The organism is Streptococcus sanguinis (assembly GCF_050223295.1).
GTDB lineage: Bacteria > Bacillota > Bacilli > Lactobacillales > Streptococcaceae > Streptococcus > Streptococcus sanguinis_X.
In genome coordinates this window covers 1,341,598-1,355,014 of record NZ_CP071424.1, presented here as the reverse complement: position 1 = coordinate 1,355,014, position 13,417 = coordinate 1,341,598, and the positions used below count along the sequence as shown (strand labels likewise).

The following is a 13,417-nucleotide window of genomic DNA, read 5'->3' as shown; positions in this document are numbered from 1 at the left end:
CTCCTCACTTCAATGCTTATTTTTATTCGTTTGAGGATTATTTAGCTGCTGCTAAATCTTTATCAAACTGTTGTAATTTTGCGAGGTATTGATCTTCACCAAATTTACCGTTGTAAGCATCGCTGAGGATTGCAGCACTTTCAGTCCAGAAGACAGACATTTGGCTAAGTTTAGGCATAACTGTTGTGTAGGTATCAGAAGATCCCATTGTAATAACAGCTTGTGCCAAGGCATCTTTCTTCACATCTTCAGACTCTTGTACTTCTTTGTTAGCAGGGATGATGTGACGTCCTTCAAACTTGAATTGGTTTTCTTGGCTTTCTTTGCTAGTAAGTGCTTGAGCCAGTTTGTAGCTTGCTGCGATACGTTCTCCGTCACCGTTTGAAGGCGTTTGGTTAACTGCGTAAAGTTTTACACCAAGGAAGGCTTTTTGTTGAACGTCTTGTCCACCGATGTTAACGGTTGGGTAAACAGAGATACCAAGGTTGTCTTTGCCGACAGCTTTTTCAGCAGCTGCGTAGTCCCATGGACCTGATTGGAAAGCGTCAACTGAACCATCTTCAAATTTAGCAAGAAGGTTTGATGCATCTACGTTTACAAAACCGCTGTTATTCTTTTGAGCTGCGATGAACTTCAGAACGTTCACACCGGCTTCGTTACCCCAGTTTGTTCCGTCTACTTGCTCACCATCTTTACCAAAGAGAGTGTCGCCTACAGAAAGGAAGAGTGGAGCAGTAGCGTAAGCATTAACTTCTTTCAAGTTTCCGCCGAATTTAGCTTTAGAAGTGATGGTTTCATAAGACTTAACATCGTCAGCAGAAAGTTTTGACTTGTTATAGTAGGTTACTTGTGACTCAATACCGAATGGGAAAGCATAAGTTTTACCTTTGTACTGAGCACCAATAGCTGCTTGTTCTGTATCGTTCTTCTTGATTTCTTCTGCCATATTAGAAGGAACTTCTTGGATAGCTCCAGCTTCAACTAATTTACCAAGTTGGTCATGTGGCAGAGAGAAAACATCGGCAGCAGTACTAGCATCTTTTGTCAGATTTTCCTGAGCGTTTGGATCTTCCATTTCGACTACGTCAACCTTGTAGCCTGATTCTTTCTCGAACTTGCTAACTGTATCAGAGTAAGAATCTTTAGCACCGGTTGGTACCCAAAGTTTCAAGGTCTTGCTATCGGCTTTAGAAGAAGAGCTCTCCTTGCTGCTATTCGAGCTACAAGCTGCTAACAGCGTTCCTGCAGCCAGCAAGCTGACACTGCCTAATACCACTTTTTTCCATGTTTTCATTCCTATTTCCTCCCGGAATTTTTATTTACAATCCTATTATGCAACCGTTTGCAATTTTTGTCAAGTCTTTTTTTGAAATTTTTTTAAAAATATATTAATTTTTCTAAAATTTTTCTATTTTATTTCTGTTTATTTAATCAAAGCCTATTAAAATGGCTGTGCAATCGATTGCTTGATTTTTGCTTAGAAAATGCTTTGTTATAAAGAAAATCATGTTTCTTTTGAGATTGATTTTTGATACTTGCAAGAAGATATAAAGACAAGTTAAAGTTCAGTATTACCTATGAAAAGAATCAAACTTATGATTTTCTAATAATCTAGTGTCTACCTGTTGAATGCTTCCCTTTTCTGCTATAATAGACCTATGAACAAGCTAATCCAATCAAAGCTGGAACTGTTGCCGACCAGTCCCGGCTGTTACATTCACAAAGACAAAAACGATACCATTATTTATGTTGGCAAAGCCAAGAATCTGCGCAACCGGGTTCGTTCTTATTTCCGTGGTAGTCATGATACCAAGACGGAGGCTCTTGTTTCTGAGATTGAGGATTTTGAGTTTATTGTCACCGAGTCTAACATTGAGGCTTTGCTTCTGGAAATCAATCTAATCAAGGAAAACCAGCCCAAGTACAATATCATGCTCAAGGACGATAAGTCCTATCCATTTATCAAGATTACTAACGAAACCTATCCACGCCTAATCATCACGCGCCAAGTCAAAAAGGACGGTGGACTTTATTTTGGTCCTTATCCGGATGTCGGTGCGGCCAATGAAATTAAGCGTCTTTTGGATCGACTCTTTCCTTTCCGCAAGTGTACAAATCCGCCTGAGAAGGTTTGCTTTTACTACCATCTGGGACAGTGCAAGGCCCACACTATTTGCCATGTAGACAGCCAGTATTTTAAGGAGCTGGCCCAAGAGGTGGCAGCCTTTCTCAAGGGTCAGGATGACCAGATTATTGAGGATTTACGGGGGAAAATGGCTGGCGTAGCGCAAGCTATGGAGTTTGAAAAGGCAGCAGAGTACCGCGACTTGATTCAGTCTATTGGCACCTTGCGAACCAAGCAGCGGGTCATGGCCAAGGATTTGCAGAATCGTGATGTCTTTGGCTACTATGTGGACAAGGGCTGGATGTGCGTACAGGTCTTCTTTGTCCGCCAAGGAAAGCTAATTGAGCGCGATGTCAATCTTTTTCCCTATTACAATGATCCGGACGAGGATTTCTTGACCTATATTGGACAATTTTATCAGGAAAAATCCCACCTCAAGCCCAATGAAATTTTGATTCCGGCAGATATTGACGAAGAAGCTGTCCGAGCCATGGTGGATACCAAGGTGCTTAAGCCCCAGCGAGGCGAAAAGAAACAGCTGGTTAATCTGGCTACCAAAAATGCCCGAGTTAGTCTCCAGCAGAAATTTGACCTCTTGGAGAAATCTATTGAAAAGACTCAAGGTGCTATTGAGAATCTAGGGCAGCTCCTTAACATTCCAACGCCTGTTCGTATTGAGTCTTTTGATAACTCCAATATTATGGGGACCAGTCCTGTATCGGCTATGGTGGTCTTTGTCAATGGTAAACCAAGCAAGAAGGACTATCGCAAGTATAAGATTAAGACTGTTGTAGGACCCGATGACTACGCCAGTATGCGCGAGGTCATCAAGCGGCGCTATAGCCGGGTGATTCGCGATGGACTGACACCGCCTGATCTGATTGTCATTGATGGTGGACAGGGGCAGGTCAATGTCGCTAAAGAAGTTATTCAGGAGCAGTTGGGATTGGATATTCCCATCGCTGGACTGCAAAAAAATGACAAGCACCAGACTCATGAATTGCTTTTTGGCGACCCTCTGCAGGTTGTAGAATTATCTCGCAATTCGCAGGAGTTTTTCCTACTCCAGCGTATCCAAGATGAGGTCCACCGCTTTGCAATTACCTTCCACCGCCAGCTCCGGTCTAAGAATTCCTTCTCATCGCAGCTAGATGGCATTGAAGGCTTGGGACCAAAGCGCAAGCAAAATCTTATGAAACACTTCAAATCTCTAACCAAGATTAAAGAAGCCAGTGTCGACCAAATCGTCGAAGTCGGCGTACCACGAGCAGTGGCAGAAGCAGTGTGGGAGAAGTTGAATCCGAAAACTCAGGAGCGGGAACAAGCACAGTTGAGAGAGGTGGCGGAAACGCAGGTGGAATTAGAATAGAGAAATTACATATTAAGACCATTTAAGTATTCTTTTATGGTATCATAGCCAAGCTATATTTTAGAAGTATAAGGGATAAACATGACAAAGAAAATTGAAAATAGACTTTTTAGTGGTAAGAATATCTATGATTACTTTAGCAAATTTTGGAATAGTAAGAGAGGCACTCATTTGAGAGACAGACATAGCAGTATTTTGAAACGTCATAAATACTTAATTACTCTCCTACTTATTGAACTTTTATTGTTTAAAATGTTGTGGCATATTGATGAAAACCAAATAGAGTTGAGAGCTTATTTAAAAATCGGAGTTATATTTTTTGCTCTTATTTTATTTAATTATTCTATTGGATATTATAATCAAAAAAAAACTATGGAATATAAGAAAAATAACAAAACTTTTCAAAAATATAGAGAAAAGAAAGAGATTAATCATTTTTCTTTCTATTCGCGAGAGTCGAGTGCAGAAAATTTAGAAATCAGATTATTGACTTATATTATTGTTCCTTTGCTTATCACGAAGATTATTATGTATGTCTTTAACGACTTAAATTTTAGTTTGGCCAATGATTTATCCACTTTTTATAATTATTTCCTACTAGTTTTTGATAAATGGTCTAATTCATTGATTTGGAGTATCTTGAATTTTGCATTGTCTGTTGTAAGTATTAGTTGTAGCGCATTACCCTTTTTTTTAGAATACAATGATATACAAGCAGATTCTCGGTTTTATTCTATGAAAAAAATAATAAACAAACTCTTTCCTATTCTATTAAAAGTTTTTCTTCTGGTAAGTTTTGTATCTGTTCTATTTATTTCAATCGTAGCTGTCGTAATGGTGTTTAGTAAACTAGGAGATCATAATGGTAGCATCTTAAAAGCAATTTATTATGCTTCGCTTATTGGATTGCAAAAAATGGTTCGAGGATGGATTGAAAAAATATTTCATGATAAAAAGGAACTAAAAATTGCTAATGTTTCAATTTTTGTAATGATTGGTGTCCTTTCAACTTTATCTTTTGAACGATTAAGTAATGTCACTGATTCTGGGGTTTATTATGAATTCAAACAACATAAGTTTCATAATATATTATTAAACAGAAATCCCTCTTTTGCTATTTCAAAAAATGACAAAAAGGAATGGATTATCTATGATTTATTACCCACAAGTAACGAATCAACTACTAGGTATGAATTAGTTAATCAGGATTTTGAAGACGGTGTAAAAAAATGGAAATTAAGAATTATGGTGCCTGTTCCACAAAGACCTAAAGACTTAAGATTCTTTATAAAATCTGGAACTATGGATTATGTCTATCTTCTGGATAAAGCAGAGAGGGTAGATAATGTAAATAAAGTCAAAATTGAGAAAATTAAAATAATAAATGAAAAATATTAACAAGAGTAGAAGCAATTCAAAAACTTCTGCAAACTCTTACAAAATATGATAAAATGAAGCTAGTATATTTAGAAAAGGATGCGACTTATGAAATTTCTAGAACTCAATAAAAAGCGTCATGCAACCAAGCATTTTAATGACAAACCCGTGGATCCAAAGGATGTTCGTACAGCGATTGAGATTGCGACTTTGGCACCTAGTGCTCACAATAGCCAGCCATGGAAGTTTGTTGTGGTGCGGGAGCATAATCAAGCTCTAGCAGAGGTAGCTTTCGGTGGAAATGTGGACCAGATTAAGGAAGCACCAGTGACCATTGCTCTCTTTACGGATACAGATTTGCCCAAGCGGGCTCGCAAGATTGCGCGTGTGGCTGGAGTTAAGAATTTCTCTGATGAGCAGCTTCAATTTTACATGCAGAATCTGCCTGCTGAGTTTGCTCGCTATAGTGAACAGCAAAAGAGTGATTATTTAGCTCTTAATGCTGGTCTGGTGGCTATGAATCTTGTTCTGGCTCTGACTGACCAAGGTATCGGATCTAACATTATCTTAGGTTTTGATAAATCTAAGGTTAATGAGGTTTTGGAAATTGATGAGCGTTTTCGTCCGGAACTCTTAATTACGGTTGGTTATACTAATGAAAAACTAGACCCTAGTTATCGTTTGCCGGTTGATGAAATCATTGAGAAACGTTGATATAGTTATGTTTTTGATTTAATTCGTATGTACATTGATTTAAATCGAATTGGAGATTGGGGTAAAATAATGACAATTGATTTTAAAGCAGAAGTTGAAAAACGAAGAGAAGATCTCTTAGCTGACTTGTTCAGTCTTTTAGAAATCAACTCAGAACGGGACGATTCCAAGGCAGACAAGGAACATCCTTTTGGACCTGGTCCTGTTCAAGCTCTGCATAAGTTTTTAGAAATTGCTGAACGAGATGGTTATGAAACCAAGAATGTGGACAATTATGCTGGCCACTTTACTTTTGGTGAGGGTGAGGAAGAATTGGGAATCTTTGCCCACATGGATGTGGTTCCTGCTGGAAGTGGCTGGAATACAGATCCTTACAAACCTGAAATTATTGATGATAAGCTTTATGCGCGTGGTTCGTCTGATGATAAAGGGCCAACCATGGCTTGTTACTACGGTTTGAAAATCATCAAAGACTTGGGCTTGCCAGTATCTAAGCGTGTGCGCTTTGTGGTGGGGACAGACGAGGAATCCGGTTGGCAAGACATGGACTATTATTTCAAGCATGTTGGTTTGCCTGAGCCAGACTTTGGTTTCTCACCAGATGCGGAATTTCCAATCATTAATGGTGAAAAAGGGAATATCACAGAATATCTCCACTTTGGTAACAGTAATGATGGCAGCTTTAAACTCAAAAGCTTCACTGGAGGACTTCGTGAGAATATGGTGCCAGAATCAGCGACAGCCATTTTTACAGCGCCAATTGATGCAGCGGAATTGGATACCAAATTACAAGACTTTGCTGCTACGCACAAGGTTTCAGCTAGTCTGAAAGCAAGTGGCGACGCTCTTGAAGTGACAGTTATTGGGAAATCAGCTCATGGTTCTACACCAGAGGATGGTATCAACGGAGCAACCTATTTAGCTCTCTTCCTCAACCAATTTGATTTTGCTGATGATGCCAAGGCTTATCTGGAAGTGGCGGCTCGAGTTCTGCACGAGGATTTTACTGGTGAAAAGTTAGGAATTGCTTATACGGATGCTAAAATGGGCGCTCTCAGCATGAATGCCGGTGTCTTCCATTTTGACAGCGCCAAGGCTGACAATACTATTGCTCTTAACATACGTTACCCGCAAGGAACTGATCCGAAAACAATTCAGGCCGGTCTTGAAAAAGTTACTGGTGTTGTGTCTGTGAGCTTGTCTGAACACGGACACACTCCACACTATGTTCCAGCAGATGATGAATTGGTAGCAACTCTTTTGAGTGTTTACGAAAAACAAACAGGTCTTAAAGGGCATGAACAAGTCATCGGTGGTGGAACCTTTGGCCGTCTTTTGAAGCGAGGTGTGGCTTTTGGTGCTATGTTCCCAGACTATGTCAACACTATGCACCAAGCCAACGAATTTACTGATGTAGAAGACCTTTTCCGTGCTGCGGCCATTTACGCGGAAGCTATCTACGAATTAATCAAATAAAAAAGAAGAACTCGTTTGGTCTTGCCAAATGAGTTTCTTTGCAAGGAGTTGCTATGCATACTTTAGAAGATATTACTAAGGCCATCATGGCCGACCCAGAAAATAAAGAATTTACGGAGCAAGGGATCAAGCCGCTTTTTGCGGCACCAAAGAATGCTCGAATTAACATTGTTGGTCAGGCGCCGGGGCTGAAAACTCAAGAGGCAGGGCTTTACTGGAAAGATAAGAGTGGTGACCGGTTGAGAGAATGGCTGAGTGTTGATGAAGAGATGTTTTATAATTCTGGCTACTTTGCAGTTTTGCCCATGGATTTTTATTTTCCAGGACATGGGAAATCTGGTGATTTACCGCCTCGTAAGGACTTTGCGGACAAATGGCATCAGCCGATTTTAAAGCTTTTACCAGATATTGAGCTGACCATTTTGATTGGTCAGTATGCACAGAAATACTATCTGCATCAAAAAGGAAATATCAAGCTGACCGAGACAGTTCAGCATTATCAAGACTACCTGCCTGATTTTTTCCCTTTGGTACACCCATCGCCCCGCAACCAAATCTGGATGGCTAAAAACCCTTGGTTTGCAGAGCAGGTTGTGCCAGACTTGCAAGCATTGGTACAAAAGATTATTCATCAATAAAGGAAAAAACTATGGATGCTTATCAACAAGTAGCTAACAAGTTGCAAGAGTTGGGGATCACCTTTGATGTGGTGGAGCACCCACCTGCATTTACGACAGAGCAGGCAGATGGCTATATTGAAGGCATGGAAGGTGTTCGGACTAAGTCTATGTTTTTGACCAACAGGAAGAAAACCCAGTATTACCTGCTGATTATGGATGATAAGAAGAGTTTGGACATGGATTTGTTTAAAGAGCTGGTTTCAGCCAACCGTATTCGTATGGCTTCAGCGGATTCCCTCTATGAAAAAATGCAGTTGCCACCAGGAACGGTATCGCCTTTTGGTCTGCTTAACAACGAGGAAAAGGACATTCAAGTTTATTTTGATAAGGACATTGTATCTGAGGATATCATGACTTTCCATCCTAATACCAATGAAAAGACTATCTTTATCTCTACAGAGGATTTGTTCAAGTTTCTGAAAGATTTGGGCTACTCTTATCAAGTGCTGGAGCTTTAGTAAGCTGTTTTGCTGAGATAGAGGAGCGTTATCCAGCTTCTCTCTCAGGTGGTCAAACCGAGCGTCTTGTCCCTCTATCTTGATTTTGGATGAAGGGCATATCCTGCAACGTGCTTCCCTCAGGAGATTCTCAAACAGTCAGCCAATGATTTTGTCAAAGTTCAGTTTGATTTTCAGAAGTATCTGACTGATTTTTTGGAAAGTCTAAGCTTAGAATGCTAAACTTTTAAGAAAGCGAGGTGATTCTATGGAAACGATGAAAGCTATAGTCATTTACGAAGCGGGCGGCCCAGAAAAGCTTCTGCTGGAAGAAAGACCGATTCCAGAACTTCAAGAGGGCTGGACCTTGGTCAAGGTCAGAGGGTTTGGGATTAACCGCTCGGAGATTTTTACTCGTGAGGGTTTATCGCCTAGTGTCGCCTTTCCTCGGATTTTAGGTATTGAGTGTGTTGGCCAAGTGGCCAAGACGACTCGACAAGATTTAGAGGTCGATCAAAAAGTGGTTTCCATCATGGGAGAAATGGGGCGAGCTTTTGATGGTTCTTATGCTGAGTATGTCCTCCTGCCGAACGATCAAATTTATACAGTCGAGACCAACCTGACCTGGACAGAGCTGGCAGCAGTGCCAGAGACCTATTATACTGCCCTAGGTTCTATGAAAAATCTGCGCATTGAGCCTAATGACAAGATTTTGGTTCGGGCTGCCACTAGCGGTGTTGGTTTGGCCTTTGCTCGTCTGGTCAAGGCACAGTTTCCAGACACACATATCGTGGGTTCGGTCAATAGTGGTTCCAAACAGTTTCTACTCAAGCACCAAGCCTACGATGATATCATCATAGACCAGGATGGCCGACTGGAAACAGAGGATAAGTTTGATAAAATCCTTGAGTTGGTCGGTCCGGCAACTGTCAAGGATTCTTTTGACCATATCGAAGAGGGTGGTATTATCTGTGTGACCGGACTCTTGGGAGGTCAGTGGGAGATGGATGATTTCAACCCAATTGAAGAAATTAAAAACAACAGTTTTCTGACAAGTTTTCACTCTGCTCATGTGAGCCAAGACTTGATGGATGAATTATTTGACTATATTGACCGCTACCAGGTCAATGTTACACCAAGGCGTGTCTTTTCCCTAGAGCAAGTGCCCAAAGCTCATGCATTTATCGAAGGGACGGCAGGTTTTGGAAAAATTGTGATTATGAATGAATAGGAGAAAAAGAATGCAAAAAATTAGTGCGAAAGATTTATATGACAAATTGCAGGCAGAAGAACTGCGCTTGATTGACGTTCGCGAGGTGGATGAATTTACTGCTGGACATATCTCTGGGGCTCAGAATCTGCCTCTCAGCACCTTGCCTGAAAATTATGGAAAACTAGATAAACAAATCCCCTACCATATCATCTGTCAAAAAGGCGGACGCTCAGCGCGTGCCTGCGAATTTTTGGAAGCTAAGGGTTACCAAGTAACTAATGTCGAAGGAGGAGTGGAAGCTTTTCCTGCTAAATTGACGATATGACAAGCGATTAAGAAGAGCAAATGCCGGAATAGATTGAATTTCCGGCCCTTTTTTTGTATACTATAGTAGTATAATAATTTATAGATAGGAGATATTTTATGTCAAAACAAGATTGGCTTGAATATTTTGAGGCCGTTAATGGACGCTCGGCTACAGAGGAGGAAATTGCCCAAGCATTGGCTGCCGGGGAATTTGTTGAAGCTGAACAGGTAAGTGCGGAGCAAGCCTCTAGTGAAGCTAGTCCGGCTTCATCAAGCTTTGAACAGCCGCAAAACTTCCAACAGCCTTTTGCTTAGCAGGCTTCTCAACAATATCAAGAAGTTCCTCAGCAACAAGCAAATCCAAATCAATTTGCAAATCAGGGACAAGCTTATCAGCAACAAGGATTTCAGCAAGCAAGTCCCTTTGCTGGACAGCCTCAGTCTTCTGGTCCGCAAGCTTATCAGAACAATCAGCAGCAAGGACAGTTCAATTCACAAATACCTCAACAAGGACCACAGGCTTATTACAGTCAGCAACCTCCTCAACCCAGCGAGTTTTCTAAAACAATGAAAGGTTTCTGGGCTTGGCTCGTTTCAGCTTGGAAATCACCGACATCTGAAGTTGAGAGCAGTAAGGTGAATGGTTACCTTTCTCTAGGTTTGACAGCGTTCTTTTTTGCTATTGTTGCAAACTACAATATTTTCAGTACCATTGGTATCATGAGTTTTGGTATGTATAATGGACCGACTTTTAATTTCAAAGTCTTCTTTGTTTCTCTGATAGCAGCGGCTCTCTTCCTTTTTTCTATTATTTTAGGTGGTTTTGTTGTGAAGCGTTTGGTCTACCAAGATAGAAGTTTTACCTTTAATAAGGCTTTTGATTGGTACGGCCGACTGTATGCTATTGTTCTTCCATTTATTGCTGTTTCTGCTCTGTTTGCTCTGTTGGGTATTATTCATTTATCTCTGTTTTTCACATGGATTGTTCTTTTGTTAGTCGGAGTTGGAGCGACCTTTGCTTTGATTTATTCCAAGACAAACAACTCTATGGATCCTTTTTATAAATATCTATTGGCCATTATTATCAATGGTGTGATTACAATTATCTTCTCTTTCATCGCTTTTTCTCTACTAGCTAGTATCATAATGATGTAATAATTGGAGGAGATTTATGGCAACAAAAGAAAAATGGGTTGATCTCTTTGAAAAAGTAATTGGTCGAAAACCAACTCCAAGTGAGTTCCAAGCCGGCAAACAATCTAACTTTGATCCAAAAAAGATTAAGGAGATTGCAGGCGAAGCAGGGGAAGCAACCACAGATACTTCGTCAGTAGAAAATACTACTGATGAAGCTTCTGATAATCAAGATATTGTTCAGGAGACACCTTCTGAAGATTCTGTCACAGAAGAATCGATTCAATCAACTTCCCAAGATGAGAAGCAAGGCGAGTTTGAATCTAGCCAATATGAAGAACTTCGCCAGAATTGGCTGCAAGCTTTTGAAAATAATATTGGTCGAAAACCTACCAAAGAAGAATTTGCAGAAGCTAAGAGTCAAGGATTCTCTAACTTGCCTATTCGGTCTGAACTGCTCGACTCGCAATTACCACAGAAACCGGTAAAAAAGGCTAAAAAGAGAATATCAAAGAAGCAAGCAATCATGATTGGGGCTCCAACCGTTTTAGTTGCCGCTTTGATTGGAGCTTTCTTCTATCTAAACTCTATAACTGGAGTTAAAGTGGTCACAGACCATTTTGCAAAAGCCGTCTCTAGTAAAGACTTCGATGAAGTGGCAAGTCTTCTTTCTACTCAATCCGATAAGTGGACACGCGCGGAAGCAAGAGCTTTAGTTGAGCACCTAGAGAGCCAGGAGATTAATCTCGAAACTGAGCTAGATAACATTGTTGAGTCAAATGGCAAATCTGCTTATATTGATGACAACAATAATAAGATTTTAGGTGTTACTGAAAAGAGTAAGAAATTTGGTATTTTCCAGGAATATCAAATGGTTTCCTATCCAGTCAAAGTTAAAGTCAATACAAATTTGGATAATGCTACCATTAAACCTGGTGAGAAAAAAACTATTACTCTTAAGAAAAATACAGACACTGAATTGGGTGAATATCACTTCATCAAACAAGATTTTACACTCAAAGGAAAGACAGATGTTGGAGATGTAGAGAGTAAGGTTCAGCTTGATTTAGCTACGGCTAAAGATAATGAAATCAAACTGGATCTCAAGTCTGAAAAGAAACAGCTAAAAATTACGATGCCTTCTGAAACTTCAAAAGCAACAGATATTAAAATCGTTGTTAATGGTAAAGAAAGTGGTAGCAGTTTGACCCCTGAGTTGCAGCTTGTTCCTTATCAAGAACTTGAAATTTATGCTAAGTTTACTATCTCTGATACTACCTTTACTACCAATAAAGAGACAGTGATTGTGGAAGATGATACCACAAATGTAAAATTATCTCTTCCTAAGGAAGTGCTTTCTAAGATTAGAGAAAAGAACGAAGAAGCGAAAAAGGTTGAGGCTCAAAAGGCAAAAGTCTCTACTTTCCTTAATGACTACCGCAGTGCTGTTTTCAGCTCTGTTTCTAACAGAAGCAACAACTATTCTCAATACTATGATACCTCTAGTGCAGTATATCGAGAAATGGTTGAGTGGACCACTGGTGGTGGTGTTAAGAAAGCGAAAATTAACTATTATGAGCCAGGAGCTTTGGATATCCGCGAAATCAAGGAGGAAAATGGTTCCTATATCGTGACCACATATGAGGACTACACAGTCCACTATGTCGATAACACTCCAAATAGTGTAAATCGTAAAAATAAGACTTACTACTTGAAACCTAGTGGGGATTCTTTTGTAATCTATAATCTTGAAGTTTCAGAAGGTTGATATTATGACAATGAAATACAGTAAACTAATTTTTCTTGCAGCATCTGTTCTTGTTCTAGGCGCGTGTTCGTCTGGTAAAGACACTACTGGAGATAGCTCTGATAAACAAGCGGCTAGCTCAACTAGTACAGTTAAGAAACAAGATGCTGAAAAAGATAAAAAGTCTAGCCAAGATACGGCATCAGAAAGCACTGATACTAAAAAGGAGCAAAATCACGAGGACAAAACTCTTGATCAAAATGTTTCTTATAACGGCAGCTACTACAGTGTCAAAGGGAAATATGATGAGATTCTTGTTGTCAATAAACATTATCCTTTGTCTGCTTCCTATAACCCAGGTGAGAATGCGACTGCTAAAGCAGAATTGCTCAAACTGATTGCAGACATGCAGGCACAAGGCTATGCCATTAGCGACCAATACAGTGGTTTCCGCAGCTATGATACTCAGACCGAGCTCTATCAAAATTATGTCAATCAGGATGGTAAGGCAGCTGCAGACCGCTATTCAGCTCGACCAGGCTACAGCGAGCACCAGACCGGTTTGGCATTTGACTTGATTGACAAGAATGGCAATCTCGTACAAGAAGCTGGAGCAAGTCAGTGGCTTCTAAATAATGCCTATAAATACGGTTTTATCGTTCGCTATCTAGAGGGTAAGGAAGGTTCAACTGGCTATATGCCTGAAAGCTGGCATCTGCGCTATATTGGTCAAGAAGCCAAGGAAATTGCTCAATCAGGCAAATCTTTAGAAGAATATTTCGGCATTACTGGTGGAGGCTATGAAGATCAGTAGTCACATCATCCATTAGAAGGAGGAA

11 protein-coding genes and 1 pseudogene are annotated in these 13,417 nt (G+C 40.2%); 11 read left to right on the top strand and 1 reads right to left on the bottom strand.

Features of this window, described 5'->3' with window-relative positions:
* Positions 1–37: 37 nt before the first annotated feature.
* Positions 38–1,294, bottom strand: a complete 1,257-nt coding sequence (locus tag J1C77_RS06615; protein ID WP_002921031.1) for an extracellular solute-binding protein — start codon at positions 1,292–1,294, stop codon at positions 38–40.
* Between the two features lie 364 nt (positions 1,295–1,658).
* Between J1C77_RS06615 and uvrC the strand changes: the two genes are divergently transcribed.
* The 11 genes and pseudogenes from uvrC to ldcB all read left to right on the top strand — a co-directional run bounded on the left by uvrC (position 1,659) and on the right by ldcB (position 13,392).
* Entirely contained in the window at positions 1,659–3,494 is a 1,836-nt protein-coding gene (gene uvrC, locus J1C77_RS06610) for an excinuclease ABC subunit UvrC (RefSeq protein WP_002921033.1), read from the top strand.
* An 81-nt stretch (positions 3,495–3,575) separates the two neighbouring features.
* Complete coding sequence (locus tag J1C77_RS06605; protein WP_002921036.1) at positions 3,576–4,892, top strand: hypothetical protein; 1,317 nt, start codon at positions 3,576–3,578, stop codon at positions 4,890–4,892.
* A gap of 87 nt (positions 4,893–4,979) precedes the next feature.
* Positions 4,980–5,585: a nitroreductase family protein gene (locus J1C77_RS06600; RefSeq protein ID WP_042762841.1), complete on the top strand. Its 606-nt coding sequence runs from the start codon at positions 4,980–4,982 to the stop codon at positions 5,583–5,585.
* Between the two features lie 69 nt (positions 5,586–5,654).
* The gene (gene pepV, locus J1C77_RS06595) at positions 5,655–7,061 is read left to right on the top strand and encodes a dipeptidase PepV (protein ID WP_042762842.1); all 1,407 of its coding nucleotides are present in this window, start codon (positions 5,655–5,657) and stop codon (positions 7,059–7,061) included.
* A 53-nt stretch (positions 7,062–7,114) separates the two neighbouring features.
* Positions 7,115–7,699 carry a uracil-DNA glycosylase family protein gene (locus J1C77_RS06590; protein WP_002895357.1) on the top strand — a complete coding sequence of 195 codons (585 nt, stop codon included), beginning with the start codon at positions 7,115–7,117 and terminating at the stop codon, positions 7,697–7,699.
* Positions 7,700–7,710: 11 nt separating this feature from the next.
* Positions 7,711–8,199 (top strand): prolyl-tRNA synthetase associated domain-containing protein, encoded by a 489-nt coding sequence (locus J1C77_RS06585; RefSeq protein WP_002921041.1) that lies wholly within the window; start codon positions 7,711–7,713, stop codon positions 8,197–8,199.
* Positions 8,200–8,446: 247 nt separating this feature from the next.
* The gene (locus tag J1C77_RS06580; protein WP_002921044.1) at positions 8,447–9,409 is read left to right on the top strand and encodes a zinc-binding alcohol dehydrogenase family protein; all 963 of its coding nucleotides are present in this window, start codon (positions 8,447–8,449) and stop codon (positions 9,407–9,409) included.
* Positions 9,402–9,716 carry a rhodanese-like domain-containing protein gene (locus J1C77_RS06575; RefSeq protein WP_002921046.1) on the top strand — a complete coding sequence of 105 codons (315 nt, stop codon included), beginning with the start codon at positions 9,402–9,404 and terminating at the stop codon, positions 9,714–9,716. Before J1C77_RS06580 ends, J1C77_RS06575 begins: the two co-directional genes overlap by 8 nt.
* A 98-nt stretch (positions 9,717–9,814) precedes the next feature.
* Positions 9,815–10,852, top strand: a pseudogene (locus J1C77_RS06570) (DUF6574 domain-containing protein).
* 16 nt (positions 10,853–10,868) lie between these two features.
* Positions 10,869–12,599, top strand: coding sequence for a TcaA second domain-containing protein (locus tag J1C77_RS06565; RefSeq protein WP_002921051.1), 1,731 nt, complete (start codon positions 10,869–10,871; stop codon positions 12,597–12,599).
* A 4-nt stretch (positions 12,600–12,603) separates the two neighbouring features.
* On the top strand, positions 12,604–13,392 hold the full coding sequence (gene ldcB, locus J1C77_RS06560; protein ID WP_392392039.1) for an LD-carboxypeptidase LdcB/DacB: 789 nt from the start codon (positions 12,604–12,606) through the stop codon (positions 13,390–13,392).
* The last annotated feature ends 25 nt before the right edge of the window (positions 13,393–13,417 follow it).

What these genes read in the sequence shown, in the direction of transcription:
- J1C77_RS06615 (WP_002921031.1), bottom strand. Translation starts at nt 1,294, where the DNA reads ATGAAAACATGGAAAAAAGTGGTATTAGGCAGTGTCAGCTTGCTGGCT.
- uvrC (WP_002921033.1), top strand. Translation starts at nt 1,659, where the DNA reads ATGAACAAGCTAATCCAATCAAAGCTGGAACTGTTGCCGACCAGTCCC.
- J1C77_RS06605 (WP_002921036.1), top strand. Translation starts at nt 3,576, where the DNA reads ATGACAAAGAAAATTGAAAATAGACTTTTTAGTGGTAAGAATATCTAT.
- J1C77_RS06600 (WP_042762841.1), top strand. Translation starts at nt 4,980, where the DNA reads ATGAAATTTCTAGAACTCAATAAAAAGCGTCATGCAACCAAGCATTTT.
- pepV (WP_042762842.1), top strand. Translation starts at nt 5,655, where the DNA reads ATGACAATTGATTTTAAAGCAGAAGTTGAAAAACGAAGAGAAGATCTC.
- J1C77_RS06590 (WP_002895357.1), top strand. Translation starts at nt 7,115, where the DNA reads ATGCATACTTTAGAAGATATTACTAAGGCCATCATGGCCGACCCAGAA.
- J1C77_RS06585 (WP_002921041.1), top strand. Translation starts at nt 7,711, where the DNA reads ATGGATGCTTATCAACAAGTAGCTAACAAGTTGCAAGAGTTGGGGATC.
- J1C77_RS06580 (WP_002921044.1), top strand. Translation starts at nt 8,447, where the DNA reads ATGGAAACGATGAAAGCTATAGTCATTTACGAAGCGGGCGGCCCAGAA.
- J1C77_RS06575 (WP_002921046.1), top strand. Translation starts at nt 9,402, where the DNA reads ATGAATAGGAGAAAAAGAATGCAAAAAATTAGTGCGAAAGATTTATAT.
- J1C77_RS06565 (WP_002921051.1), top strand. Translation starts at nt 10,869, where the DNA reads ATGGCAACAAAAGAAAAATGGGTTGATCTCTTTGAAAAAGTAATTGGT.
- ldcB (WP_392392039.1), top strand. Translation starts at nt 12,604, where the DNA reads ATGACAATGAAATACAGTAAACTAATTTTTCTTGCAGCATCTGTTCTT.